Source organism: Kitasatospora sp. NPDC058478, from assembly GCF_042720345.1.
In the GTDB taxonomy this organism is placed as follows: Bacteria; Actinomycetota; Actinomycetes; order Streptomycetales; family Streptomycetaceae; genus Kitasatospora.
This window is the reverse complement of the sequence record NZ_JBHXML010000037.1, coordinates 16,833-43,411: the sequence shown is the minus strand read 5'-3', so window position 1 is coordinate 43,411 and position 26,579 is coordinate 16,833. Positions and strand designations below refer to the sequence as shown.

The 26,579-nt window shown below is 72.7% G+C and carries 20 protein-coding genes and 1 pseudogene; 14 read left to right on the top strand and 7 right to left on the bottom strand.

Going from position 1 to position 26,579, the window contains the following annotated elements:
- Positions 1-26: 26 nt before the first annotated feature.
- Positions 27-1,247 carry an exodeoxyribonuclease VII large subunit gene (xseA, locus tag ACFWPT_RS21590; protein WP_380483540.1) on the bottom strand — a complete coding sequence of 407 codons (1,221 nt, stop codon included), beginning with the start codon at positions 1,245-1,247 and terminating at the stop codon, positions 27-29.
- A 10-nt stretch (positions 1,248-1,257) separates the two neighbouring features.
- Complete coding sequence (locus ACFWPT_RS21585) at positions 1,258-2,622, bottom strand: APC family permease (protein ID WP_380374720.1); 1,365 nt, start codon at positions 2,620-2,622, stop codon at positions 1,258-1,260.
- 87 nt (positions 2,623-2,709) lie between these two features.
- Here ACFWPT_RS21585 and ACFWPT_RS21580 point away from each other — a divergent pair, with 87 nt between their 5' ends.
- Positions 2,710-3,684, top strand: a complete 975-nt coding sequence (locus ACFWPT_RS21580) for a 4-hydroxy-3-methylbut-2-enyl diphosphate reductase (protein ID WP_063347973.1) — start codon at positions 2,710-2,712, stop codon at positions 3,682-3,684.
- Positions 3,685-3,840: 156 nt separating this feature from the next.
- Positions 3,841-4,587, top strand: a complete 747-nt coding sequence (gene ppgK / locus ACFWPT_RS21575; RefSeq protein ID WP_063347972.1) for a polyphosphate--glucose phosphotransferase — start codon at positions 3,841-3,843, stop codon at positions 4,585-4,587.
- Positions 4,588-4,609: 22 nt separating this feature from the next.
- Here ppgK and ACFWPT_RS21570 read toward each other — a convergent pair whose 3' ends face one another.
- On the bottom strand, positions 4,610-5,248 hold the full coding sequence (locus ACFWPT_RS21570; protein ID WP_380483537.1) for a DUF6542 domain-containing protein: 639 nt from the start codon (positions 5,246-5,248) through the stop codon (positions 4,610-4,612).
- Positions 5,249-5,502: 254 nt separating this feature from the next.
- Here ACFWPT_RS21570 and ychF point away from each other — a divergent pair, with 254 nt between their 5' ends.
- The gene (gene ychF / locus ACFWPT_RS21565) at positions 5,503-6,576 is read left to right on the top strand and encodes a redox-regulated ATPase YchF (RefSeq protein ID WP_063347971.1); all 1,074 of its coding nucleotides are present in this window, start codon (positions 5,503-5,505) and stop codon (positions 6,574-6,576) included.
- Between the two features lie 133 nt (positions 6,577-6,709).
- Here ychF and ACFWPT_RS21560 read toward each other — a convergent pair whose 3' ends face one another.
- The 4 genes and pseudogenes from ACFWPT_RS21560 to ACFWPT_RS21545 form a co-directional block, all read right to left on the bottom strand.
- Positions 6,710-6,973: a type II toxin-antitoxin system RelE/ParE family toxin gene (locus ACFWPT_RS21560; protein WP_371517250.1), complete on the bottom strand. Its 264-nt coding sequence runs from the start codon at positions 6,971-6,973 to the stop codon at positions 6,710-6,712.
- Positions 6,966-7,235 (bottom strand): type II toxin-antitoxin system Phd/YefM family antitoxin, encoded by a 270-nt coding sequence (locus ACFWPT_RS21555; protein WP_371517249.1) that lies wholly within the window; start codon positions 7,233-7,235, stop codon positions 6,966-6,968. Before ACFWPT_RS21555 ends, ACFWPT_RS21560 begins: the two co-directional genes overlap by 8 nt.
- 74 nt (positions 7,236-7,309) lie before the next feature.
- Positions 7,310-7,975 (bottom strand): HAD-IA family hydrolase, encoded by a 666-nt coding sequence (locus tag ACFWPT_RS21550; RefSeq protein ID WP_380374712.1) that lies wholly within the window; start codon positions 7,973-7,975, stop codon positions 7,310-7,312.
- Between the two features lie 55 nt (positions 7,976-8,030).
- Positions 8,031-9,178: pseudogene (locus tag ACFWPT_RS21545) on the bottom strand (dihydrofolate reductase family protein).
- A 160-nt stretch (positions 9,179-9,338) separates the two neighbouring features.
- Between ACFWPT_RS21545 and ACFWPT_RS21540 the strand changes: the two are divergent.
- From ACFWPT_RS21540 to ACFWPT_RS21490, 11 genes are all read left to right on the top strand, one after another.
- Positions 9,339-10,157, top strand: a complete 819-nt coding sequence (locus ACFWPT_RS21540) for a methyltransferase domain-containing protein (protein WP_380374710.1) — start codon at positions 9,339-9,341, stop codon at positions 10,155-10,157.
- A 226-nt stretch (positions 10,158-10,383) separates the two neighbouring features.
- Positions 10,384-11,781 carry a DUF4190 domain-containing protein gene (locus tag ACFWPT_RS21535; RefSeq protein ID WP_380483534.1) on the top strand — a complete coding sequence of 466 codons (1,398 nt, stop codon included), beginning with the start codon at positions 10,384-10,386 and terminating at the stop codon, positions 11,779-11,781.
- Between the two features lie 162 nt (positions 11,782-11,943).
- Positions 11,944-12,132 carry an SPOR domain-containing protein gene (locus tag ACFWPT_RS21530; RefSeq protein WP_380483532.1) on the top strand — a complete coding sequence of 63 codons (189 nt, stop codon included), beginning with the start codon at positions 11,944-11,946 and terminating at the stop codon, positions 12,130-12,132.
- Between the two features lie 10 nt (positions 12,133-12,142).
- Positions 12,143-12,559 carry an NUDIX domain-containing protein gene (locus ACFWPT_RS21525; RefSeq protein ID WP_063347964.1) on the top strand — a complete coding sequence of 139 codons (417 nt, stop codon included), beginning with the start codon at positions 12,143-12,145 and terminating at the stop codon, positions 12,557-12,559.
- Positions 12,560-12,738: 179 nt separating this feature from the next.
- Complete coding sequence (locus ACFWPT_RS21520; RefSeq protein WP_380374704.1) at positions 12,739-15,507, top strand: SpoIIE family protein phosphatase; 2,769 nt, start codon at positions 12,739-12,741, stop codon at positions 15,505-15,507.
- A gap of 255 nt (positions 15,508-15,762) precedes the next feature.
- Positions 15,763-18,372 (top strand): SpoIIE family protein phosphatase, encoded by a 2,610-nt coding sequence (locus ACFWPT_RS21515; RefSeq protein WP_380423917.1) that lies wholly within the window; start codon positions 15,763-15,765, stop codon positions 18,370-18,372.
- A gap of 102 nt (positions 18,373-18,474) precedes the next feature.
- The gene (locus tag ACFWPT_RS21510) at positions 18,475-20,322 is read left to right on the top strand and encodes an ABC transporter family substrate-binding protein (protein WP_380483530.1); all 1,848 of its coding nucleotides are present in this window, start codon (positions 18,475-18,477) and stop codon (positions 20,320-20,322) included.
- Positions 20,323-20,594: 272 nt separating this feature from the next.
- On the top strand, positions 20,595-22,499 hold the full coding sequence (typA, locus tag ACFWPT_RS21505; RefSeq protein WP_063347962.1) for a translational GTPase TypA: 1,905 nt from the start codon (positions 20,595-20,597) through the stop codon (positions 22,497-22,499).
- 429 nt (positions 22,500-22,928) lie between these two features.
- Positions 22,929-24,566: an ABC transporter substrate-binding protein gene (locus ACFWPT_RS21500; RefSeq protein WP_363372516.1), complete on the top strand. Its 1,638-nt coding sequence runs from the start codon at positions 22,929-22,931 to the stop codon at positions 24,564-24,566.
- A 141-nt stretch (positions 24,567-24,707) separates the two neighbouring features.
- Complete coding sequence (locus tag ACFWPT_RS21495; protein WP_363372519.1) at positions 24,708-25,634, top strand: ABC transporter permease; 927 nt, start codon at positions 24,708-24,710, stop codon at positions 25,632-25,634.
- A complete protein-coding gene (locus tag ACFWPT_RS21490; protein ID WP_363621417.1) occupies positions 25,627-26,571 on the top strand; it encodes an ABC transporter permease in 945 nt (314 codons plus the stop codon). The genes ACFWPT_RS21495 and ACFWPT_RS21490 overlap by 8 nt, the downstream gene beginning before the upstream one ends.
- Positions 26,572-26,579: the final 8 nt, after the last annotated feature.

Genomic DNA, 26,579 nt, shown 5'->3' with positions numbered 1-26,579 from the left:
GTCGTCCACCGCGACGCCGGGCGCTCCTACGAGCCCTGACCGTCGTCCACCGCGACGTCGAAGGCCCCGCCCGCGACCCGGGCGTGCAGCCCCTCGCCGGCCGTGACCTGCGCCGGGTCGGTCACCACCGTGCCGTCCGTCCGCTGGAGCACCGCGTAGCCGCGCTCCAGGGTGGCCGCCGGGGACAGCGCGACCACCCGGGCGAGGGTGTGCCCGAGGTCGCTCTGCGCGTGGTCCAGCCGGTGCCGCAGGGTGCGCCGGGCCCGCTCCAGCAGCGCGGCGACCTCCTGGCCGCGCCCGTCCAGCATCCGGTGCGGGGCGGCCAGCGCGGGGCGGCTGCGCACGCCGTCCAGCCCGTGCTGCTCGCGCTCGACCCGGCCGAGGACGTGCCGCCGGGCACGGTCCCGCAGCAGGCGGACCTTGGCCAGCTCCTCGCCGACGTCCGGAACCACCCGTTTGGCGGCATCGGTCGGGGTGGAGGCGCGCAGGTCGGCGACGAAGTCCAGCAGCGGCTGGTCCGGCTCGTGGCCGATCGCGCTGACCACCGGCGTACGGGCGGCCGCGACCAGCCGCACCAGCCCCTCGTCCGAGAACGGCAGCAGGTCCTCGACGCTGCCCCCGCCGCGGGCCACGATGATCACGTCCACCTCGGGGTGCTCGTCCAGCTCCCGGACGGCCGCGCTCACCCGCTCCACCGCGCTGACCCCCTGCACCGGGACGTTGCGCACCTCGAAGCGGACGGCCGGCCAGCGCCGCCGGGCGTTCTCCAGCACGTCCCGCTCGGCCGCCGAGCCGCGCCCGGTGACCAGCCCGACGCACTGCGGCAGGAACGGCAGCGGGCGCTTGCGCTCGGCCGCGAACAGGCCCTCCCCGGCGAGCCGCCGCTTCAGCTGCTCCAGCCGGGCCAGCAGCTCGCCCAGCCCGACCGGCCGGATCTCCGAGGCCCGCAGCGACAGCTGCCCGCGCGCCGCGTACCACTCCGGCTTGGCGTGCACGACGACCCGCGCGCCCTCCTGCACCACGTCCGCGACCTGGTCGAACACCGAGCGGAAGCAGGTCACCGTGAGCGACACGTCCGCCTGCGGGTCGCGCAGGGTCAGGAACACCACGCCCGCCCCCGGCCGGCGGCTGAGCTGGGTGATCTGCCCCTCCACCCAGACCGCGCCGAGCCGGTCGATCCAGCCGCCGATCAGCGCGGAGACCTTGCCGACCGGGATCGGGGCTTCGGGGGAGCTGGTGTTGGCCATGCGTATGAGGCTAGCGGCGCCGGCCGACAGGGCCGCCCGGAGCGGGGGAGCCCTGGACGCCCAGCACCACCAGCCCGACCGCCAGCCAGATCAGCCCGACGAGCTGCGCGGTCGTCGAGGCCTCGTAGACCACTGCGGCGATCACCGCGATCCCCAGGGCCGGGACGAGCAGGTGCCGCACCCGGTCCCGGGAGCCGTGCCGCACCGTGTACCAGCCGATCACCGAGGCGTGCAGCAGCGCGAAGGCGGTCAGCGCGCCCACGTTGACCACCGAGGTCAGCTGGTCCAGCCCGTCGTCCCGGTTGGCCGCCCAGACCGCCGCGGCCATCGTGATCACCGCGGCCGCCAGCAGCGCCCGGCGCGGCACCGCGGTGGCCGGGTCGACCGTGCCGAGGACGCGCGGCAGCCGTCCCTCCCGGCCCATCGCGTAGACCAGCCGCCCGGCCGCCGCCTGCCCGGCCAGCGCCGCGAAGGCGGCGCCGATCGCCTTGCTGGCCGCCACCAGGACGTGCAGCCAGTGCCCGACCCCGCTCTCCACCGTGTCGTAGAAGGCCGAGCCCTGCGCCGCCGGGTCGGCCGCCAGCTGCTGCGGGCCCAGCGGCTCCAGCAGTGCCGCCAGGTAGGTCTGGGTGACGAACAGCACCCCGGCCAGTGCCAGGCACCAGAGCACGGCCCGGGCCACCGCCGCCGAGGCGCCGACCGCCTCCTCGACGAAGGTGGCGATCGCGTCGAAGCCCAGGTAGGAGAGCACCGCGACGGACACGGCCGAGATCACCGCGGTCAGCGAGAAGGCGCCGACGGCGGTGAACGGGGTGTCCCAGCCGCGCCGGGCGCCGCCTTGGACCAGTGCCACCACGGCCGCGGCGACGAACACCGCCAGCACCGCGATCTCCAGGGCGAGCACCGCGAAGCCGACCACGGCCGCCGTCCGTACGCCGATCAGGTTGAGCGCGGTGGTCAGCACCACCGCGAGCGCCGTCCAGACCCAGCGGGAGACCCCGGGCACCAGCGAGTTCAGCGCGATCCCGGAGAACAGGTAGGCGACCGCCGGGATCAGCAGGTAGTCGAGCATCGCCATCCAGCCGGCGATGAACCCGGGCCCCTCGCCCAGCCCGGCCCGCGCGTAGGCGAACACCGAGCCGGTCTGCGGCACCGCGCGCACCATCTGGGCGTACGAGAAGGCGGTGAAGCCCATCGCGACGGTCGCGGCCAGGTAGACGGTGGCGACGGCGCCGTGGCTCCTGGCGTCCAGGACGCCGAACACGCCGACCGGTGCCATCGGAGCGATGAACAGCAGGCCGTAGACCATCAGGTCGCGGACGCTCAGGCTGCGGCGCAGGCCGCCCGGTTCCGTTTGCCCGTTCGCAGAGCTCATAGACACCACATTTGAGCACCGACGACCGGGTCTGTCCGGAAAGCGCCTCCCGTCGGCGCGGCTCGGCGCCGCCCGTACGATGGAGCCATGTCCAACACCGCGCCGCGCCGTGTCCTGCTCGCCGCTCCCCGGGGCTACTGCGCGGGTGTCGACCGCGCCGTGATCGCCGTGGAGAAGGCCCTGGAGCAGTACGGGGCGCCCATCTACGTCCGCAAGCAGATCGTCCACAACAAGTACGTGGTGCAGACCCTGGAGAAGAAGGGCGCGATCTTCGTCGACGAGACGGAGGAGGTGCCCGAGGGCTCGATCGTGGTCTTCTCCGCGCACGGCGTCGCGCCGGCCGTCCACGACGAGGCGAAGGCCGGCCGGCTGGCCACCATCGACGCCACCTGCCCGCTGGTCACCAAGGTGCACAAGGAAGCCGTGCGCTTCGCCGACGAGGGCTTCGACATCCTGCTGGTGGGCCACGAGGGCCACGAGGAGGTCGTCGGGACGATGGGCGAGGCCCCGGACCGGATCCACCTGGTGGACGGCGCCGAGGACGTCGCCAACGTGCGGGTCCGGGACGAGTCCAGGGTCGTCTGGCTGTCCCAGACCACCCTGTCGGTGGACGAGACCATGGCCACCGTCGGCGAGCTGAAGAAGCGCTTCCCGGCGCTGGTCAGCCCGCCCAGCGACGACATCTGCTACGCCACCCAGAACCGCCAGGTCGCGGTCAAGCAGATGGCCCCCGAGACCGACCTGCTGATCGTGGTCGGCTCCAAGAACTCGTCCAACTCCGTCCGCCTGGTCGAGGTCGGCCTGGAGTACGGCGCCAAGGCCGCCCACCTGGTGGACTTCGCCGAGGAGGTCCAGGAGGCCTGGCTGGAGGGCGTCGGCACGGTCGGTCTGACCAGCGGCGCCTCCGTCCCGGAGATCCTGGTCGAGGGCGTGCTGGAGTGGCTGGCCGCGCGCGGCTACGACACGGTCGAGACGGTCAAGACCGCCGAGGAGCACCTGATCTTCTCGCTGCCCAAGGAACTGCGCCGCGACCTGCGCGCCGAGGCGGCGGGCAAGCTGTAGGGCCGCTCCCCGGACCGCTCCCAGGCCCTTCGCGCAGAGCCCGGCACCTCCCTCGGGGTTGCCGGGTTTTCTGCTGTGCGTCCGCCCGTGCCCTCTCGTAGTTTTGTGCACAGGCTGTGGACAAGCGGTCCGCGGCCCCGGCGGAGGGTGGACGTGATGACGGCGGTATTCGGCGTGGACATCGGCGGTTCGGGCATCAAGGGCGCCCCGGTCGACCTCGCCCGGGGCGTGCTGGCCCAGGAGCGGTACAAGGTGCTCACCCCGCAGCCGTCCGCCCCCGAGGCCGTGGTCGCCGCCGTCTGCGAGGTGGTCCGCCAGTTCGACCACCAGGGCCCGGTCGGGCTCACCTTCCCCGGCGTGGTGGTCGGTGGCCGGACCAGAACCGCCGCCAACGTGGACAAGGGCTGGATCGGCCTGGACGCCGCGGGCCTGTTCCGCGAGGCGCTCGACCTGCCCGCGACCGTGCTCAACGACGCCGACGCGGCCGGGCTCGCCGAGACCGTGCACGGCGCCGGGCGCGACCAGTCGGGCGTGGCGCTGGTGCTCACCTTCGGTACCGGCATCGGCAGCGCGCTCTTCGTCGACGGCGTGCTGGTGCCCAACACCGAACTGGGCCACCTGGAACTGCGCGGCAAGGACGCCGAGCGCCGGGCCTCCTCGGCCGCCAAGGAACGGCACGGGCTGACCTGGGAGCAGTGGGCCGGGCGGGTCGACGAGTACCTGGACCTGGTCGAGATGCTGTTCTCGCCGCAACTGGTCGTGATCGGCGGCGGGGTGAGCCGCAAGCACGAGAAGTTCCTGCCGCTGCTGCGGGAGCGGGAGGCGCGGGTGGTGCCGGCCGAGCTGCGCAACGACGCGGGCATCGTCGGCGCCGCCATGGCGGCGGCCCGGGCGGCGGGCTGAGGCCGCCCGCCCGAGGCGCCGCTCAGCGGGAGCGCTGGATCCGGCGCTGGGCCACGAACCGGGCGAGCACGATCAGCGCGGCCAGCCCGGTGCCGGAGAACAGCCAGCCGGCCCGCAGCGCCAGCCCGGTCGCCAGCGCCACCACCTGGGCGGTGACGCCCGAGGAGGTGACCGGCCCGAGCAGCAGCAGCGCCAGCGCGAAGGAGATCGGCCCGCTGATCGGTGCGGCCAGCAGGTCGACGTAGCGCACCCGGACGGCCAGCTGGAAGCAGACGGCCAGGTAGCCGAGGCCGAACAGCCAGCCGAGGCCGTCGAACAGCAGCCGGTCCAGGCCCGCGACGGCGAGCGTCGCCAGCACGGCGGCCACACCCGTGCCGATGGCGGTCAGCCGGGTCGGCCGTCCGGTCCGGCGCCGCCCGTACAGCGGGGTCTCGGAGCGTCCGGGCAGCGGCAGCCGCAACCGCAGCCTGGGGGTGGCCGGGCGGGCGGCGGCGGGCGGCCCGGCTACCGGGCGTAGCCGGGCGGCGGGGGCGGCGGCGGGGGCTGCGGGGGCTCCGGCGGTCTCGGGAGCCCGGCCGGGCCCGGGGACGGCGGCCCCGGCCGCGCCGTTCGGCGGTCGGCGTCTGGGCCCTGGCGGCTGGGTACGGATGCTCTGCTCCACCCGCCCAACGTACGGTCCGATCATCGCCACACTGTGTAATGGACCGTTCAGGTCTTGTCCCGTGTCTCCTGGCGGAGTGCTGATGTGATCGTCGTTCAGCGGCCTGACCTGTCCGGCCCAGCCACCCCGGCACCCGGCCGGAGTTCCCGGAGCCCCTCCCGGCGGCGACCGGGGCGTGAGGCGCTGCCCGTAGACTTGGGGGTCGGCCCGCACGGTGCCGACCCAACTCCTCCAAGCCCACGGGACTGCGCTTCATGTCGCTCACGATCGGAATCGTCGGCCTGCCGAACGTCGGCAAGTCGACCCTGTTCAACGCCCTGACCAAGAACGACGTGCTGGCGGCCAACTACCCGTTCGCCACCATCGAGCCGAACGTCGGCGTCGTCGGCGTCCCGGACGCGCGGCTGGCCAAGCTCGCCGAGATCTTCGGCTCCCAGCGGATCCTCCCGGCCACCGTCGACTTCGTCGACATCGCCGGCATCGTGCGCGGCGCCAGCGAGGGCGAGGGACTGGGCAACAAGTTCCTCGCCAACATCCGCGAGTCGGACGCGATCTGCCAGGTCGTGCGCGCCTTCACCGACCCGGACGTGGTGCACGTGGACGGCAAGGTGTCGCCCAAGGACGACATCGAGACCATCCACACCGAGCTGATCCTGGCCGACCTCCAGACCGTCGAGAAGGTCCTGCCGCGGCTCCAGAAGGAGGCGCGCCTGAAGAAGGAGACCGCCCCCGTGCTGGCCGCCGCCGAGGCCGCGCAGGCGGTCCTGGAGACCGGCAAGACCCTCTTCGAGGCCGGCTTCGACACCACCCCGATCCGCGACCTCCACCTGCTGACCGCCAAGCCCTTCCTCTACGTCTTCAACGTGGACGAGGCCGAGCTGGCCGACGAGGACTTCAAGAACGTCCAGCGCGAGCTGGTCGCCCCGGCCGAGGCGATCTTCCTCAACGCCAAGATCGAGTCCGAGCTGATCGAGCTCGACGACGACGAGGCCCTGGAGCTGCTCCAGTCGATGGGCCAGGAAGAGCCCGGCCTCGCCACCCTCGCCCGGGTCGGCTTCGACACCCTCGGCCTGCAGACCTACCTCACCGCAGGCCCCAAGGAAACCCGCGCCTGGACCATCAAGAAGGGCGCCACCGCCCCCGAGGCCGCCGGAGTCATCCACACCGACTTCCAGAAGGGCTTCATCAAGGCCGAGGTGATCTCCTTCGCCGACCTGGTCGAGACCGGCTCCATCGCCGAGGCCCGCTCCAAGGGCAAGGCCCGTATCGAGGGCAAGGAATACATCATGCAGGACGGCGACGTGGTGGAGTTCCGCTTCAACGTGTAGCCGTCTGGTTGCTGCAAGTTGACTGATTGGTCGAATGTGCAGGTCGGAAGGGGCCGGGCTCTGTCGAGTCCGGCCCCTTCCGCGTCATCGTGCTGGATGGGTGCTGGATGTTCCGACGCCGGGTCCGTGGTCGTCAAGCCTCGTAAACGGTGGACCGATGTCCCACGTGGACGACCCAGATCACCAATTCCCCGTTGTCGATCGTGTAGACGACGCGGTAGTCGCCGACGCGCAGGCGGCGACGCTCGGGCTGGGAGACGAGCGCAGTGGTGTTGAAGCCGAGGGGATCGGTCTCCAGTTCGGTCAGCTTGGCCAGGATGCGCAGCGCCATGTCGCGAGGGATCTTCCGGAGTTCGGCCTGGGCCTCGGGTCGGAAGACCGTCCGGAACTCACTCATTGCGCGCCAGCGTCTCCCTCATGACGTCCTCGATCGGGATGCCGGCTGCCGGATTCGCCATGCGCTCGTCGATGATCCGGTTGATCTCGCGCTCTTCCCACTTCTGGTACTTCCGAAGTACCTCGATGGACACCACAGCGGCGACTTCTTTGCCTCGGCGCGTGATCACCGTGGGTACGTCGTCCCGGTCGGCGCGCTCCACGACCTCGGCCAGGTGCGCGCGTACGTCGCGGATGGACTCTATGGGCAAGGGCTGCGTCATGCGCTCAAGAGTACCGAGTGTTCCATGTGTACACAATGTATCGAGCGGTCTTGCGGGGCGGGCGGTCGGCTCGGTCAGGGGTGGATGCTGACGGTGATGACGCCGTCCGGTGTGGTGGTCACGGTGATGTTGTCGAGGGTGGCGGCGTGGGCGTCGGGTCGGTGGGCGGTGGCGCGGGGGCCGATGCCGATGACGCGGATGCCGGCGGCGCGGGCGGCCGTGATGCCGGCGTCGGAGTCCTCGAAGGCGAGGCAGTCGGCGGGGGCGAAGCCGAGGGCGGCGGCGCCCTTGAGGAAGCCCTCCGGGTCGGGCTTGCTGGCGCCGACGGACTCGGCGGTGACCAGGACGGGCGGCATCGGCAGGCCGGCGGCGCCCATCCGGACGCGGGCGAGCGGTTCGTCGGCGGAGGTGACCAGGGCGTGCGGCAGGCCGTTCAGGGCGGCGAGGAAGGCGGCGGCGCCGGGGATCGGGACGACGCCGTCGGTGTCGGCGCGCTCGGCGGCGAGCATCCGCCGGTTGTCGGCGAGGTTGAGTTCCACCGGGCGGTCGGGCAGCAGTTCGGCCATCGTCGCGTGGCCCTGGCGGCCGTGGGCGACGGCCAGTACGGCGACGGGGTCGAGTCCGTGCTGCTCGGCCCAGCGGTGCCAGCAGCGCTCGACCACGGCGTCGGAGTTGACCAGGGTGCCATCCATGTCCAGGAGGAGGGCGCGAGCGGTCAGCTGGAGGGGTGCGGTGGGCATGGGGCTGCTCCTCGGGCAAGGAAGGACGAGCTTTGTTCCCCGATGATACAAAAGATCAGCCGAGCAGGTGGGCGTTGACCGCGCGGGCCGCCTCGGCGAGCTCCGGCAGCTCCACCACCTCGACCCCGGCCGCCGCCAGCAGGGCCGTGCCCTGGCAGTCGGTGACGAACAGGTCCGGTTCGCGCCAGGCCACCACCACCCGCGGCACGCCCGCCGCGATCAGCAGCCGGGCGCACGGCGCCGGCCGCGAGGCGCGCTGTCCGCACGGTTCGAGCGAGCTGTAGACGGTCGCCCCGCGCAGCCGCGGGTCGCCGGCCGGGAGCTTGCCGAGGGCCGCCTCCTCGGCGTGGTCGTGCGCGTCGCCCTCCCGGCTGTAGCCCTCCGCCAGGACCTCGCCGTCGGCGCCGACGATCACCGCGCCGACCGAGAAGGCCGTCGCGGACGGCGGGCAGCGGCGGGAGAGTTCGACGGCCCGGCGCAGGTGGTCGAGGTCGGTGGTCGCGGGACGGGCTCCGGTCACGGGGCGGGCTCCTTCGGGGCGTACCTGAGCAGGACGACGTCGTCCACCGTACGTGCCTCCAGCAGGCGCATCCGCCGGGCCGGGCCACCCGGGAAAGCGGCCGGGCGGACGAACCTCGGCGCCTCGGCCTGGCCGACCAGCAGCGGGGCGACCGCCAGCTGGAGCTCGTCCGCCAGGCCCTGGGCCAGGAACTGGGTGTGCACGCCGCCGCCGCCCTCGACCATCAGGCGGCGCACCCCGCGCGCGCCCAGGTCGTCCAGAACCGCGCCGAGGTCCACCGCGCCGCCGAGCGCGATCACCTCGGCCAGCCCGTCCAGGCGGGGCCGCAGCACGGTCGCGCCGGCGTCCGTGGTGTAGGCGAGCCGGGCGCCGCCGGTGTGCCAGAAGCGCAGGCCGGCGTCGAGCGCGCCGCTCGCGCTGAGCGTCACCTTCAGCGGGTACTCGGCGCGGCTGTCCGCGAGCCGGGCGGCCCGGCGTGCGGGGTCGTTGACCAGCAGGCGCGGATTGTCGGCCCGCAGCGTGTTGCCGCCGACCAGGACGGCGTCGGCGGCCGCGCGCTCGGCGTCGACCCGGTCGAAGTCGGCCCGGTTGGAGAGCAGCAGGCGGTCGGGGGAGGCGTCGTCGAGGTGGCCGTCGAGGGACATCGCGGCGCTCAGCAGGACGAAGGGGCGCTGGCCGGGCATGGGCGGGGGGACCGTTCTCTCGGGTGCGCCCCCACGGTACGGCCGCCGGGGGTGGTGCAGTCGCCGGGTGATCGACAGGTGAGACGAATCTTCTCGGCATCCGGAACGTCCGCTAGCGTCGAAGGCGTCGCGGAAACCGACCACGCCCCAGGGGGACACCATGACCGGACAGCAGCCCGCCACCGTCTACACCCACGGCTACCAGGAGGCCGTGCTGCGCTCGCACCGCTCCCGGACGGCCGCCGACTCGGCCGCCTACCTGCTGCCCGAACTGCGCCCCGGGCAGGCGCTGCTGGACATCGGTTGCGGGCCCGGCACGATCACCGCCGACCTGGCCGAGCTGGTCGGCCCGGGCGGTCGCGTGGTGGCCGTGGACACCTCCGCCGAGGTGCTGGAGCAGGCCGCCGCGTACGTGGCCGGCCGGGGCCTGTCCAATGTCGTGTTCGAGATCGCCGATGTCCACGAACTGCCGTACAGGGAAGGTGAGTTCGACGTGGTGCACGCCCATCAGGTGTTGCAGCACGTGGCCGACCCGGTGGCCGCGCTGCGCGAGATGCGCCGGGTCGCGGCGCCGGGCGGTGTGGTCGCGGCCCGGGACGTCGACTACGCGTCGATGACCTGGTTCCCCGAGGCGCCCGCGCTGGACCGCTGGCTGGAACTGTACGAGCGGATCGCCCGCGCCAACGGCGGCGAGCCGGACGCCGGGCGGCGGCTGCTGTCCTGGGCGCGGGCGGCGGGCTTCACCGACATCGCCGCGACCGCCACCACCTGGACGTACGCGACGCCCGAGCAGCGTGCCTGGTGGGGCGGGATGTGGGCGGACCGGGTGACCGGCTCCGCCATCGGCCGGACGGCGGTGGAGCGGGGCTTCGCGGACCGGGCCGAACTGGCGCGGATCGCGGCCGGCTGGCAGGAGTGGAGTGCCGCCGGGGACGGCTGGTTCTCCATGCTGCACGGCGAGATCCTGGCGCGCGGCTGACCGGGGGCAGGGTCGAGATCGGGGCCGGGCCAGGGCGGCCCCGCAGATGGCGGCGAGGCGGCGGGGTGGGGGAAACGGTCGCGCGGGCGTTCGGAAAGATCGGGTAAAGTCGCGCGTCCGCTCGTACCGGGGCCGTTCGGGCCCGTCCGGCCCGCTGCTGGAGGGGGCGAGCCGACGAGTCGAGCTGCCGAGTCGATGCCCGTACCGGCGGGCCGGGGGAGTCCACGTGTCCAAGCCTGCGTCCGAGCCGCCCGCGGCCGATCCCCGCATACCGGCCCACGAGGCCGCGACGGCGAAGCAGGCCGAGCGGACGGGGCAGTCGGAGCAGGCGGAGCAGCAGGCGCAGCCCGCCCCGTCCGCGCCGCCCGTGCCGACCGCGCCGACCGCGCCGCCCGTGCCGACCGCGCCGACCGCCCCGCCCGTGCCGACCGCCCCACCCGCGCCCGCCAACCCGTGGGCCGCGCCCCTGCCGTCGCAGGCCCCGCCGCAGCCACCGCCCCCGCCGCTGCCCGCCGGCGGCTGGGCATCGGTGCCGCCCGCCGCGCAGTCCGGCCTCCAGCCCGGCTTCCCCTACCCCCGGCCCGCCCCCGTCACCAACGGTTTCGCGGTCGCCGCCCTGGTGACCGGCCTGGTCGTGGTGGCGCCGGTGGCCCTGGTGTTCGGCATCATCGCGCTGGTCCAGATCAACCGCCGCAAGGAGCGCGGCTTCGGCATGGCGGTGACCGGCCTGGTGCTCGGCGTGGTCGGCACGGTGCTGCTGTCGCTCGCCGTGGCCGGTTCGACCTTCGAGCTCCCCGGGGGCGGCAGGTTCGACCAGTCCACGAAGGCCCCGGCCGGGTCCGTCCCGTGGGCCGCGCTGAAGTCCGGGGACTGCTACAACACCCCCGAGAACGGCAGCCGGGCCGACCCCGAGGGCGGCGACGAGACGCTCTACTGGGTCCGCCGGGTGCCGTGCTCGGCCCCGCACCACGGCGAGGTGGCCGGCACCGCCCGGATCCCGGCGAGCGACGGCCCGTCCTACCCGGGCGAGGCGACGGTCCGCCTGCGGGCCGCCGACCTGTGCCGCACGGTGCTCGACGACTACGCCCTCGACCAGTGGGCGATCCCGGACGGCATGGACGACGTCTACCTCTACCCGACCCGGGGCAACTGGAGGTCCGGCGACCGCTACGTCACCTGCGCGTTCGAGGACCGCGACGGCGAGCACCTGGGGACGGTCCGCACCGACCGGGGCAGCCTGAACCCTGCCCAGCTGGCCTACCTGGAGGCCGTCCGGGGCTTCAACGACGCCTACGCGGAGCAGCCGAGCAAGGGCTTCGCGGACGCGTCGTCCGAGTACCGGACGTGGGCCCGGCGGATGTCCACCGCCTCCCACGCGGAGGCCACGGCGCTGAACAAGGCGTCGGCGGCGTGGCCGGCCGAGGTCAAGCCGGCGGTCCGCAAGCTGGCCGCGGCCCAGGAGGCGGCCGCGACCGCCTGGGACGCGGCGGCCTCCGGCGACGACCTGGAGGGCGACGTCCGACGGGCCCGGGCGCTGGTGACCAAGTCGGTGCCGCTCAGCATCGAGATCCGGCGCGGGCTCGGCCTGTCCACCGGCGAGCAGGTGCCCGACCTCCAGGTCTGAGCCGCCGAGGGGTCTGAGCCGCCGACGGTTCTGAGCCGCCGGGCGTGGCCGGGTTACCCGCCGTTAACCGCGCCCGTACCTGCCGGTAGCGAGCCGTCCGTAGCGTCGTGGGGGCGGATCCCCGGCCCGACCCCCACGCAGGCCGGGGATACGCTCCCCGCCATGAGCGCCTTTCGGGTGATGCGGCAGGACGACAACGGCAACCGCTTCCTGGTCGCGGGCGGGCTCGACCGCCTCGCGGCGGATCGGCTGGCGGCCGATTTCGAGGCCCGCGGCCACAAGCAGTTGTACTGGGTCGAGGCCGAGCCCGAGCCCGAGGCTGCGGACGGCGCGGGGGCGGACACGCCCTAAGGTCGGGCCCATGGACAAGGCCAGCGAGAACCCCGTCGAGCCCCGGATCGTCGTCGGCGGCGCCCTCATCCACCGGGGCCGGGTGCTCGCCGCCCGGCGCAGCGCGCCCGCGGCGGTGGCGGGGCGCTGGGAGTTCCCGGGCGGGAAGGCCGAACCCGGCGAGACCGAGGCGCAGGCGCTGGAGCGGGAGCTGCTGGAGGAACTGGGTGTCCGGGCGCGGGCGCTGGAGCGGCTGCCGGGCGCGTGGAGCGTCCGGCCGGGTCTGGAACTGCGCTTCTGGGCGGCCGAGCTGCTGGCCGGTGACCCCCGTCCCCTGGAGGACCATGACGAGCTGCGCTGGCTCGGCCCGGCCGAGCTGGACAGCGTCGACTGGATCGAGCACGACCGCGACGTCCTGCCGCACGTCGCCCGGTTGCTCCATGCATAGGGCGGCCTGAGCCGGTGTGCGACGCGCGGGGTACGGGGTAGGTCAATCAGACAAGACGACCCGGCGGCCGGGATAGCCTGGGTTCTGCTGGGTATGTCACTTTTCGGCACTATTCGTCACCATCGGTGAGCCGCCCCAGCCGGCGACGCCGATCCCGACCAGAGCCGGAGGCCCCGTCGGTGTCGAGTACCGGGAACGGCGGCGGAGGAGCACGGCGGACAGGCGCCGCGGGGAGCGCAGCCGCTCGCGCCCGGCTGCGCCGGGGTGCCCAGCCCGCCGCCCCGCAGCCGCCGGCCGGCCGCCGTCGGCGGGACGCCGCCGATGCCCCCGACGTCCCACGGCCCGACGTCCCGCGGCCCGACCAGCCGGCGCCGGCCCTGGCCGTCCCCGTCTCCGACCCGGGCCCCCGGCCCGGCCTGCGCAGCCGGCCCGCCCGACCGTTCCCCGGCGGGCCGTCCGACGCCCCGTACGGCCCCGGCGTGCCGGGCGAGGGCAGCCTGCTCGACATGCTGAAGGTCGCCATCGCGATCCTGGACACCGCGGGCCGGGTGGTGCTCTGGAGCCCGGCCGCCGAGGAACTGCTCGGCTGGCCGAACGAGCTGCTGGTCGGCCGCCGGATCGACGAGCTGATCCCCGACGAGGAGCAGGTCGGCCGGATCCGGGCCGCGATCCAGGACACCCTGCGGCACGGCCGCTGGGCCGGCAACGCCGAACTGCGCGACCGGGACGGCGTGCCGATCGCGGTGGACGCCCGGATCTCCCTCCTGGTGGACGGCGACGGCACCCCGTTCCTCCAGGTCAACATGGCCGAGGCGGCCGCCGTCCGGGCCGTCGAGCGCGACCTCGCCGTCCGTGACGCGCTGTTCGAGCAGTCCCCGCTGGGCATCGCGATCATGGACACCGAGCTGCGCTACACCGCCGTCAACCAGACCCTGGCCGAGATGAACGGCGTCGCCCTGGAGGACCACGTCGGCCGGACCACCGGCGAGACCCTGCCCGAGCGGGCCGCCGACGAGGTCACCGCGATCCAGCGCCAGGTGCTGGCCACCGGCGAGCCGGTCATCGACGTCACCCTGGCCTCCCCGGTCACCGCCCGCTCCGGCTACCGCTCGATCTCCTACAGCCGGATGACCGACCGCTCAGGCCGGGTGCTCGGCATCTCCGGCACCGTGATGGACGTGACCGAGCGCTACCGCGCCGTCGCCAAGGTCGAGCACGCCCGACGCCGGCTCTCGCTGCTCAACGAGTTCGGCTCCCGGGTCGGCGACCTGCTCGACGCCGCCCGGATCGCCCAGGAGCTCGCCAGCTCCGTCGTCCCCCGGCTCACCGACCACTCCGCGGTGATCCTGCTGCAGGCCGTCGCGCACGGCGACGACCTGCCCCGGCACGGCCACGACCGCCGCACCTCGCTGCTCCAGCTCGGCACCGCCTCCGTCCAGGACGGCCCCGAGGTCGAGGTGATGCTCCGCCGCGGCGCCCGGATCACCTTCGCCGAGGACTCCGCCTGCGGCCGGGTGCTGCGCACCGGCGTCCCCGAACTGCTCTCCGGCGCGGACCAGCTCGACGACGTGACGTACCCCGGCGACCCGAAGACGCAGGCCGCCCACGACCTGGGCGTGCACTCCATGCTGGTCGTCCCGCTGCGCGCCCGCGGCATCGTGATCGGCCTGCTGCTGGTCAGCCGGGGCGGCTACCGGGAGGGCTTCGACCGGGACGACCTGGCCTTCACCGTCGAGCTGGCGGACCGGGCCGGCAGCTCGCTGGACAACGCCCGGCTGTACGCCCGCGAGCGCACCGCCGCGCTCACCCTCCAGCGCACCCTGCTCCCGCAGCAGGTCCCGCAGCCCACCGGCGTCGAGGTCGCCTACCGGTACGTGCCCGGCAGCAGCGGCGCCGAGGTCGGCGGCGACTGGTTCGACGTCATCCCGCTGCCCGGCGACCGCACCGCGCTGGTGGTCGGCGACGTGATGGGCCACGGACTGCGGGCCGCCGCCACCATGGGCCGGCTGCGCACCGCCGTCCGGGTGCTGGCCGCCCTCGACCTGCCGCCGGACGTCCTGCTGCGGCACGTCCACGAACTGGCCGACGACCTGGCCCAGGGCCCGGACGAGGCGCTGCTCGCCACCTGCGTCTACGCGGTGTTCGACCCGGGGACGGCCAGACTGACCGTCGCCAAGGCCGGGCACATCCCGCCCGTCCTGGTGGTGCCGGGCGAGGAGGGCGGGGAGCCGACCCGGACCGGCGGCCCGCTGCGCGGCGGCGCGGGCCGGATCCTCGACCTCCCCTCCGGCGCCCCGCTCGGCGTCGGCGGCGTCCCGTTCGAATCCGTCGAACTGAAGATCCCCGAGGGCAGCCTGCTCGCCCTCTGCACCGACGGCCTGGTCGAGTCCCGGGACAAGGACCTCGACGTCGGCCTCGGCCGGCTGGTCACCGTGCTCCAGGAGCCGCACGCCTCCATCCAGGCCGCCTGCGAGGCCGTGCTCGGCACCATGGAGCAGGGCCGCGAGCCGGACGACGTCGCGCTGCTGCTGGCCCGGCTCGGCCACGGCCAGGCCGGCACCCCGACGGTCGGCTGGACCCTGCCCGCCGAGCCCACCGCCGTCTCCCGGGCCCGCCGGCTGGTCCGCTCCGCGCTCGCCGAGTGGGGCGTCGAGGAGCTCACCGACACCACGGAGCTGCTGGTCAGCGAGCTGGTCACGAATGCCGTCCGGTACGCCAGCGCCCCCATCGGCGTGCGGCTGACGCTCGGCGAGACGCTGCTGGTCGAGATCTCCGACCCGCTGCCCGACCCGCCCCGGGAGCGGCACGCGGCCGAGGCCGACGAGGGCGGCCGGGGCCTGGAACTGGTCCGCCGCCTGGCACTGCGCTGGGGTGCCCGGGCCGAGGGCATCGGCAAGGTGGTCTGGTTCGAGCAGACGCTGCCGGGTAATGAGCCCGACGAGTCATAGGGAGCGCAGCGGGTCGGGGGCGTGAGCCCGAGCGGGGGGCGAGGAGGACGGAACCGCATATGCCAGCAGGTGGCCGGGGGGAGCGCGCAGCCCGGAAGGGGGCGCGGACGTGGCATTGTGGTTGCGCGGGCGGTAGGACAAAAACCTTCGCCCGATCTGATGTTGTGATGTTGAGGGCGTGTGAACGTACCCCTCGATGATGAATACTCGGTCTTCTCGACATCCGGACGGTCGCGGGTTGGAGGGGTCGGTCCGTTGAACAGCACCCCGGCGCGGAACGCGCCGAGCAGCAGCGGTCATGCTGTCGTGCCCGGGCAGGCCGGTTCACCGCACCTGCCCGTACCGGCGGACCCGCCCGGCGCCGGCCCCGTGGGCCTCGGTCACCACCCCGGGGCCGCGGACCACCCGTGGGGCGCGGGCGGCCCCGGGTCGATCTACGACTACATCCGGGTCGCCACCTTCACCATCGGCCCCGACGGCCGGATCAGCCAGTGGAGCGAGCGCGCCGCCGAGTTCTTCGGCGTCCCCGCCCCCGACGCCGTCGGCGCCGACCCGATCACCACCTTCGTCCCCCGCGAACTCTGGCAGCGCGGCCGCGCGCGGCTGGAACGCGCCCTGGCCGGCGAGGAGTGGGTCGGCACCGCCCCCTACCGGGACGCCGCCGGCGGCGAGGGCCTCGCCGAGCTCTACCTGATGCCCGACAGCGCCCTGCCCACCGCCGGCGCCACCTGCCTGGCCGTCGACCTCGGCCGACTGCGCCGGGTCGAGACCGACCTCGCCGCCTCCGAGGCCGTCTTCGGGCAGACGCCCACCGGCTTCATCCTCTTCGACGACCGGCTGCGCCTCCAGCGGGTCAACGACGCTTTCGCCTCCGGCATGGGCCTGGCCCCCACCGACCTCGAAGGCCTCACCCCGCACGACCTCTTCCCGCCGTCCGAGGCCGACCGCCTCACCGCCGCCCTGCGCAAGGTCCTCGCCACCGGCGAGCCCGTCTTCGACCTGCGCTTCCACGGCGCCGTCCCCACCCGCGAGGGCAACCGGCTCTGGGCCGTCTCGCTGTACCGCCTCAACGGCGCGGCCGGACAGCCGATCGGCCTCGCCGGGCAGGTCTCCGACGTCACCAGCCGGCACGTCGCCGAGCGCGAGGCCGACGGCGTCCGCCGCAACCTCGCCCTGCTCAACGAGGCCAGCGCGCACATCGGCTCCACCCTCGACCTGGAGACCACCGCCAAGGAACTGCTCGACGTCGTCGTCCCGCCGTTCTGCGACCTCGCCACCGTCGACCTGTACACCGCGCTGCTCTCCGGCGAGACCGTGCCCAGCGCCGGCCGGCTCGGCGACACCGTGCTCACCGACGGCAGCGGCGAACTGCGCCGGGTCGCCGTCTCCAGCGTCATCGGCGGCGCCTCCTCGGTGCTCGGCTCGGTCACCGGCCTGCCCATCGCCGAGGCCGGCGGCACCCTCTGTTACCCGCGACGCTCCCCGCACGCCCGGGCGCTGCGCACCGGCCGCAGCGTCGTCCCCGAGCCCGGGCCCGACCCGCTGCTGCGCTCCACCCTGATCGTCCCGCTGGTCGCCCGCGACCAGGTGCTCGGCCTCGTCCAGCTCTCCCGCGCGATCGGCAGCGAGCCCTTCGACGCCCGCGACGTCGCCATCGCCGAGGAACTCGTCGCCCGCGCCGCCGTCTGCATCGACAACGCCCGGCTCTACCGCCGCGAGCACGAGCGCGCCCTGATCCTCCAGCGCAGCCTGCTGCCCCCGGGCAACCCGGCCGCCAGCGGCCTGGAGATCGCCTGCCGCTACCTGCCCAGCAACAACAACACCGAGGTCGGCGGCGACTGGTTCGACGTCATCCCGCTGCCCGGCAACCGCACCGCCCTGGTCATCGGCGACGTGATGGGGCGCGGCCTGCGCGCCGCCGTCGCCATGGGCCAGCTGCGCACCGCCGTCCGCACCCTCGCCATGCTCGACCTGGAGCCCGGCGAGGTGCTCACCGCCCTCGACGAGATCGCCCGCGGCCTCGGCGGCGACACCGTGGCGGCCGGCCCGCCCACCCCGTACGGCCGGCTCACCTCCGCCGCCGACGAGGAGGCCCGCGAGGTCTACCTGGCCACCTGCGTCTACGCGGTCTACGACGCCGTCACCCGGCGCTGCTGGATCGCCAACGCCGGCCACCTGCCGCCCGTCCTGCTCAGCCCCGGCGAACCCGCCCGGATGCTCGACGTCCCGCCCGGTCTGCCGCTCGGCGTCGGCGGCGAGCCCTTCGAGGAGGTCGAGCTGACCCTCCCGGACGGCGCCATCCTCGGCCTCTACACCGACGGCCTGGTGGAGAGCCGCAAGCACCAGCTGGACGAGGGCCTGCGCGGCTTCCGCACCGCGCTGTCGGCCAAGGGCAAGGGCCTCGAAGAACTCTGCGAGCACGTCCTCGGCGAGCTCAACCCGCACCACGGCGAGGACGACATCGCCCTGCTGATGGCCAAGGTGCACGCCTTCCCCGAGGACGCCGTCGGCAACTGGTTCCTGCCGCCCGAGCCCACCTCCGTCGCCAAGGCCCGCGAGCTGGCCTGCAGCTGGCTGCTGACCCGCGGCCTGGAGGAGCTCGTGGACACCACCGAGCTGCTGGTCAGCGAACTGGTCACCAACGCGCTCAAGCACGGCCGGGGCGAGATCCGGCTGCGGCTGCTGCGCGACCGCGGCCTGGTCTGCGAGGTCTGGGACGACGGCTACGCCCAGCCCCGGCAGCGGCGCGCCCAGGAGACCGACGAGGGCGGGCGCGGCCTGCAACTGGTCAGCCTGCTGGCCGAGCGCTGGGGCAGCCGGCGGACACCCAAGGGCAAGATCGTCTGGTTCGAGCTGGGGCTCTAGGGCGGCTGGAGGCCCCGGCGGTTCGGCCGTCCGGGTGCAGTCGGCGGGCGGTCCGCCGTGTCGGCCCGGGCCCGGGCACCCGGACGGCGTTCCATGGCCGCCATGCGCGTCCGCCAGCTCACCACCGCAGCCGTCGCGCTGCTGCTCGCCGCCGGCCTCGGCGGCTGCTCCGACGGCCCGGATCCGGCCCGTACCCCCGACCCCGCGCCGGCCTCGGCCGACCCCACCTCCGGCACCGGGGACGTCCGGACCGCCGACCGCACCGCCGTCCGGGGCGGCGGCAGGCTGCGCTGGGCCGTGGACGGCGTCCCGGCCACGCTCAACGTCTACCAGGGCGAGGCGACCGCCGACTCGGCACTGCTCGCGCACGCCCTCTACCCCTCGCTGTTCCGGCCCGACGGGCACGGCCGGCTCGTCCCCGACCCGGACTACCTGGTCGGCGCCGAGTCCACCCCGCCCGGGAAGCAGCCGCAGGTCGTCACCTACCGGCTCAACCCGCGCGCGGTCTGGAGCGACGGCACCCCGCTCACGGCCGCCGACCTGACCGCCCAGCGGGCCGCCCTCTCCGGCCTCGACCCGGCCTACCAGGGCGGCCGCCCGGCCGGGTACGACGCCATCGAGGCGATCGCCCAGGGCGCCGACCCGCACGAAGTCCGGGTGACCTTCCGGCGCCCGTACGCCGAATGGCGCTCGCTGTTCGGCCCGCTCTACCCGGCGGCCGAGACGGCCACCCCGGCCGCGTTCAACCGGGCGCTGACCGGCGGCGAGCACCTGAGCGCCGGGCCGTACACCGTCTCCGGGTACGACGCCGCGGGCGGGCAGGTCGTCCTCGCCCGCAACCCGCGGTGGTGGGGGGACCAGCCGAAGACCGACCGGATCGAGTTCATCGCCGCGCCGCCGGAGGGCCGGCTGGACGCGCTCGACCAGAACCGGCTGGACATCGCCCCGCTCACCGCGGCGGTGGACCAGGCGGTGCCCGCGCCCGCTCCGGCCGCCTCCGCAACGCCCACCGCCTCCGCCACGCCGACCGACACCCCGGCCGCCTCCGGTACGCCGACCGCCGAGGCGGCGCCCCCGGGCGCCGCACCCGAGGCCGCGGCGCTGGCCCTGCGGCGGGCCGAGGGACTGCACGGCGTCATCGTGCACCGGGCCGTCGGCGCCTCGCTCACCCAGCTCACCCTCAACTCCGCCCACGGCCCGCTCGCCGACCCGGCCCTGCGGCTCGCCCTGACCCGCGCCGTCGACCGGCGGCGGATCGCCGACGCCGCGCTCACCCCGCTCGGCCTGCCCGGCGCCCCGCTGGGCAGCCACCTGCTCGCCGGCGACCAGGACGGCTACCGCGACAACAGTGCGGCCGCCGGCCCGGCCGACGCAGCCCGGCTGTTCGACGAGGCGGGCTGGAAGCGGCCCGACACCGGCGGCACCCGCACCAAGGACGACAAGGAGCTCACCCTCACCCTGCTCGTCCCGGCCGGCTCCGCGACCGCCAAGCGGACCGCCGACGCGCTCACCGCCGACCTCGGCGAGTCCGGTGTCGAGGTGAAGGCCGTGACGGCGTCCGCCGACACCTTCGTCCAGGACCAGCTGGCCGCCGGGGAGTACGACCTCGCCCTGTTCTCCTGGCCCGCCGGCACCAGCCCGGCGAGCGAGCAGCGGCCCGTCTACGCCAAGCCACGGCCCGACGCCGACGGCACCCTCGACCCCGGCAGCAACTACGCCCGCAGCGGAACCGAGGAGATCGACCGGCTCTTCGACCGCGCCACCGCCGAGCTCGACCCGGCCGCCCGGCTCGGCCTGCTCCAGGAGGCGGACGTGCGGATCTGGCAGCTCGGCCACTCGGTGCCGCTCTACCAGCGGCCCGAGCTGGTCGGCGTCCGGGCGGGCGTCGCGGGCGCCGGGGTCTGGGGGTACGGCTGGCCGCGCTTCCAGGACGTGGGGTGGAGCGGCTGAGCCCGTTCCCCGGGCCCGTCGGAGCCGGTCGGAGAGCGAACACCGGGTGACGAACGGGTGACCTGTCTGTGATCTTGATCCCGCCCGACCTGCCCGTTTCTGCTCACCTGGGCGCTTCCCCGTACGATAGGAGGAAGCCGAGGCATGTCCGTTGCCACGGCGGGTGGACCGGTAGTAGCAGGCGGAACGGGCGGCGGCGATCCAGAGGGATCGCTGGTCGGCGTCTCGCGGCCGGGCGCCGCAACCCACGATTCCAGGAGAATCAGCTAGGCATGCCCACGCGCAACGACATCCGCAACGTCGCTATCGTCGCCCACGTCGACCACGGCAAGACCACTCTGGTCGACGCCATGCTGAAGCAGGCCGGCGCCTTCGCCGCCCACCAGCACCTCGACGACCGGATGATGGACTCGAACGACCTGGAGCGCGAGAAGGGCATCACCATTCTCGCGAAGAACACCGCCGTCAAGTACCACCCGAAGGATGGTGGCGCGCCGATCACCATCAACATCATCGACACCCCGGGCCACGCCGACTTCGGTGGCGAGGTCGAGCGCGGTCTGTCGATGGTGGACGCCGTCGTCCTGCTGGTCGACGCCTCCGAGGGCCCGCTGCCGCAGACGCGCTTCGTGCTCCGCAAGGCGCTCACCGCCCGGCTGCCCGTCATCCTCTGCATCAACAAGACGGACCGCCCGGACTCCCGGATCGACGAGGTCATCAACGAGACCTACGACCTGTTCCTGGACCTGGACGCGGACGAGGACCAGATCGAGTTCCCGATCGTCTACGCCTGTGCCCGTGACGGCGTCGCCTCGCTGACCAAGCCGGAGAACGGCACCGTCCCGGCCGACAGCACCAGCCTGGAGCCGTTCTTCTCCACCCTGCTGGAGCACGTCCCGGCCCCGACGTACGAGGCCGACGCGCCGCTCCAGGCCCACGTCACCAACCTCGACGCCGACAACTTCCTCGGCCGCATCGCGCTGCTGCGCGTCGAGCAGGGCGAGCTGCGCAAGGGCCAGACCGTGGCCTGGATCAAGCGCGACGGCACCATCTCCAGCGTCCGCATCTCGGAGCTGCTGATGACCGAGGCGCTCACCCGCAAGCCGGCCGAGGTGGCGGGCCCGGGTGACATCTGCGCCGTCGCCGGCATCTCCGAGATCATGATCGGCGAGACCCTCGCCGACCCGGAGAACCCGATCGCGCTGCCGCTGATCACGGTGGACGAGCCGGCCATCTCGATGACCATCGGCACCAACACCTCGCCGCTGGTCGGCCGTGGCGGCAGCGGCAAGGGCGCGGACGCGAAGTCCAGCGGCAAGGTGGACCGCAAGGTCACCGCCCGCCAGGTGAAGGACCGCCTGGACCGCGAGCTGATCGGTAACGTCTCGCTGCGCGTCCTGGAGACCGAGCGCCCGGACGCCTGGGAGGTGCAGGGCCGTGGTGAGCTGGCGCTGGCCATCCTGATCGAGACCATGCGCCGCGAGGGCTTCGAGCTGACCGTCGGCAAGCCGCAGGTCGTCACCAAGCAGGTCAACGGCAAGACCCACGAGCCGGTCGAGCGCCTCACGGTGGACGTGCCGGAGGAGCACATGGGCGCGGTCACGCAGCTCATGGGCGTCCGCAAGGGCCGGATGGACAACATGTCCAACCACGGTTCGGGCTGGGTCCGGATGGAGTTCGTCGTCCCGTCCCGCGGTCTGATCGGTTTCCGGACCGAGTTCCTCACCAGCACCCGCGGCACCGGCATCGCGCACTCGATCCACGAGGGCCACGAGCCGTGGTTCGGCACCCTGACCACCCGCAACAACGGTTCGCTGGTCGCCGACCGGTCCGGTGTGGTCACCGCCTTCGCGATGACCAACCTCCAGGAGCGCGGCGTGCTCTTCTGCGAGCCGGGCACCGAGGTGTACGAGGGCATGATCGTCGGCGAGAACTCGCGCGCCGACGACATGGACGTCAACATCACCAAGGAGAAGAAGCTCACCAACATGCGTTCCTCGAACGCAGACGTGGCCGAGTCGATCGTCCCGCCGCGCAAGCTCTCGCTGGAGCAGTCGCTGGAGTTCTGCCGCGAGGACGAGTGCATCGAGGTGACCCCGGAGACGGTTCGCATCCGTAAGGTCGTCCTCGACGCGAAGGACCGCGGCCGCACCGCCTCGCGCGCCAAGAAGGCGTGATCCGGACGGCTTGACCGGCCTTTGGCCGGAATGCTTCGCCCCCCTTTCCCATGGAGAGGGGGGCGAACTTTTTCAACTACTCCAAGTTGTCGACGGGCGTATTAACGGAATAGCGCTCATCACTCCCAGGTGTCCGCTGAGCGAACGTGACAGTTCGTCATTCATGACGACTGTCCGTTTGGTGCCTGTCTGGCTATGTCTCTTATGTCCGGTTTTCGAAACTTACCGACTGTTCATGTGACCTAATTGAGATCGTCACTGGTCACTTTCGTGTCCGTGCGTGACGGATAGTGGGTGCAGTCAGGCTCGGGTCAAGGGTGACGCGCAGGGGTGCGCGCCGAAACCACGAGCGCGGACGGCACAGCGGGCCAGGTAACACCCGTCCGCAGTGCCCTCCTCGTTGCAACGTCGAATTCAGGAGGCACACCGATGCGTGGTGGGAGCCAGGCCAAGTGGGTTGTCGCAGCTGTTGCGGTCGCCCTCGCCGCGACTGCTTGTAGCAGTGGCGGTTCCACCGGTGGGAGCAGCTCCGATGGCGCTGCGGTCAACGCCCAGGGCGTGTTCAGCTACCAGAGCGGCGAGCCGCAGCGTCCGCTGCAGCCGGCCAACGCCATGGAGAACCAGGGCGGCCGCATCGTCAAGCAGCTCTTCCAGGGCCTCGTCGACTACGACCCCGCCACCGGCGCCCTGCGTAACCAGGTGGCCGACAAGATCGAGACCACTGACGCCAAGAACTACACCGTCACGCTGAAGTCCGGTTGGACCTTCCACGACGGCACCCCGGTGACGGCCAAGTCCTTCGTGGACTCCTGGAACTGGTCGGCGAACACCAAGAACAACCAGATCAACTCGGACTGGTTCTCCGACATCGTCGGCTACGACGCCGTTCACCCGGAGAAGGGTGACCCGACCGCCGACACCATGTCCGGTCTGAAGGTCGTCGACGACACGCACTTCACCATCGAGCTGAGCAGCCCGGTCTCGTACTTCACGTACAAGCTCGGCTACTCGGCCTTCTACCCGCTGCCGACCGGGTTCTTCTCCGACCCGGCGGGCTACGGCCAGAAGCCGGTCGGCAACGGCCCGTACAAGTTCGTGTCGTGGGAGCACAACAAGGCCATCACCCTGGCCGCCTTCGACAAGTACGCGGGCACGAACAAGGCCAAGAACGGCGGCATCGTCTTCCGGAACTACACCGCCGGTGAGGCCGCGTACAAGGACCTGATGTCGGACACCCTCGACGTCCTGGACCAGGTCGACTCGACCGACCTGCCCAAGTACAAGGACGACCTGGGCAAGCGCGCGGTCGACCAGCCGCAGGGCGCCATCCAGAACATCTCCTTCGCGCTGTACAACGCCGACTGGAACGCGCCGGAGAAGGCCAAGGTCCGCCAGGGCCTGTCGATGGCCATCGACCGCGACACCATCACCAAGACCGTGCTGAACGGCACGCGTCAGCCCGCCGACGGCTTCGTGGCGCCCGGCGTCATGGGCTACAAGGCCGGCGCCTGCGGTGACGCCTGCAAGTACGACCCGGCCAAGGCCAAGCAGCTGATCGCCGAGGGCAACGGTGTGCCCGGCAACAAGATCACCATCCTCTACAACTCCGATGGTGGTCACAAGGAGTGGGTCGACGCGGTCTGCAACTCGATCCGCCAGGCCACCGGCGTCGAGTGCCTCGGTGACCCGAAGCCGGACTTCAAGACCTCGCGCGACATCGTGACCAAGCGTCAGGTGTCGAGCATGATGCGTACCGGCTGGGTGCAGGACTACCCGCTGAACGCCAACTTCCTGCGCGACGTCTACGGCACCGGTGCGGCGGCGAACGACGCCGGCTACTCCAGCCCGGAGTTCGACAAGCTCTCGAAGGAGGCCGACGCGGCCACCACGGTGGAGAAGACCACCGAGCTCTACCAGCAGGCCGAGGCCGTCCTGGCCAAGGACATGCCGGCCATCCCGCTCTGGTACTACAAGACCAGCTCCGGCTGGTCCAACAACGTCCAGAACGTGAAGTTCGACTCCTTCGGCAACCCGGTCTACACCGACGTCGAGGTCAAGAAGAAGTAATCGGTCGGCACCGCCTGACCCGGTGACAACGGCCGGTGCCCGTCCCATCCCCACAAGGGCGAGGACTGGCACCGGCCGTTGGCACGCCGACTTATCTCTGGCCGGGATGACGGGCCCGGCAGAGTCATACATGGAGGCACGATGGGGCGCTTTGTCGCAAGGCGACTGCTCCAGATGATCCCGGTCTTCCTCGGAACGACCGCGCTCATCTTTTTCATGGTGCACGCGCTGCCGGGTGACCCGGTGGCCGCGATGTGGGGCGACAAGGCGCCGGACCCGGCCCAGCTCGCCGCTCTGAGGCACCAGATGGGCTTCGACAAGCCGCTGGTCCAGCAGTACCTCGACTACATGGGGAAGCTGCTCACCGGTGACTTCGGAACCACCCTGGACCAGCGGCCGGTGCTCGACGTGATCACCGATGCGCTGCCGGTCACCACCCGGCTGGCGCTGTTCGCGTTCGCCATCGAGATCGTGCTCGGCGTCACCATCGGCCTCTTCGCCGGTCTGCGCCGCGGCAAGGCGTTCGACAAGAGCACCCTGGTCCTGACCCTGCTGCTGATCTCGATCCCGGTTCCGGTGCTGGGCTTCATCTTCCAGACGGTCTTCGGGCAGAACCTGAAGTGGGTCACGCCGACCGTCCAGGACAGCAACGACATCACCCAGCTGGTGTTGCCGGCGTTCGTGCTCGGCTCGCTGTCGCTGGCGTACGTGGCGCGTCTCACCCGTACCTCCATAGCCGAGAACATCAAGGCCGACTACGTCCGCACCGCGGTGGCCAAGGGCCTGCCCCGGCGCAAGGTGATCGGCACCCACCTGCTCCGCAACTCGATGATCCCGGTGGTCACCTTCCTCGGCACCGACCTGGGCGCCCTGATGGGTGGCGCGATCGTGACCGAGGGCATCTTCAACGTCAAGGGCATCGGCAACGCGCTCTACGCGGCGATCAACCACAAGGAGGGCCCGACGGTCGCCGGCTTCGTGGCCTTCCTGGTGCTCGTGTACCTGGCCGCCGGCCTGATCGTCGACCTGCTTTACGCGGTCCTGGACCCGAGGATCCGTTATGCCTGACCTGACCGAGAAGAAGACGGCCGAGGAGATCCCGGCCCAGCGTGGCGCCGACACCCCGGCGGCCAAGCCCGAGAAGGCCCGCAGCCTCGGCTCCGACGCCTGGCACGACCTGCGCCGCAAGCCGATCTTCGTGATCTCCGCGCTGCTGATCCTGCTGCTGATCGTCATCGCGATCGCCCCCGGGCTGTTCACCTCGGCGGACCCGCGCGCCGGCGACCTGCGTCTGCACTACCTGACCAAGCCGAACTACAGCCACTTCTTCCAGGCGGACTGGTTCGGCTACGACCTCCAGGGCCGCAGTATCTACGCCCGGGTGATCTACGGCGCCCGCGCCTCGGTCGTCGTCGGCATCTGCGTCACGGCGGGTGTGACCATCCTCGGTGGCATCACCGGCATGCTGGCCGGCTACTTCGGTGGCTGGGTCGACACGATCATCTCCCGGGTCACCGACATCTTCTTCGGCATCCCGCTGCTGCTCGGCGCCCTGGTCATCCTCAACGCCTTCACCTCGCGCACCATCTGGAGCGTGGTCTTCGCGCTGGTCTCCCTGGGCTGGACCCAGATGACCCGTGTCATGCGCGGTTCGGTCATCACGGTCAAGCAGGCCGACTTCGTGACGGCCGCCAAGGCGCTCGGCGCCGGCACCAGCCGGATCCTGTGGAAGCACATCCTGCCGAACGCGGTCGCCCCGGTGATCGTCGTCGCCACCATCGCGCTCGGCGGCTACATCGCCACCGAGGCGACGCTGAGCTTCCTCGGCATCGGTCTGCAGGACCCGACCATCTCCTGGGGCATCGACATCAACACCGCCCAGAAGGTGATCCGGACCGCCCCGTTCGCCCTGTTCTTCCCCGCCGGAATGCTGAGCCTCACGGTTCTGGCCTTCATCATGCTCGGCGACGCGGTGCGCGACGCCCTCGACCCGAAGCTCCGCTGAGAGAAGAG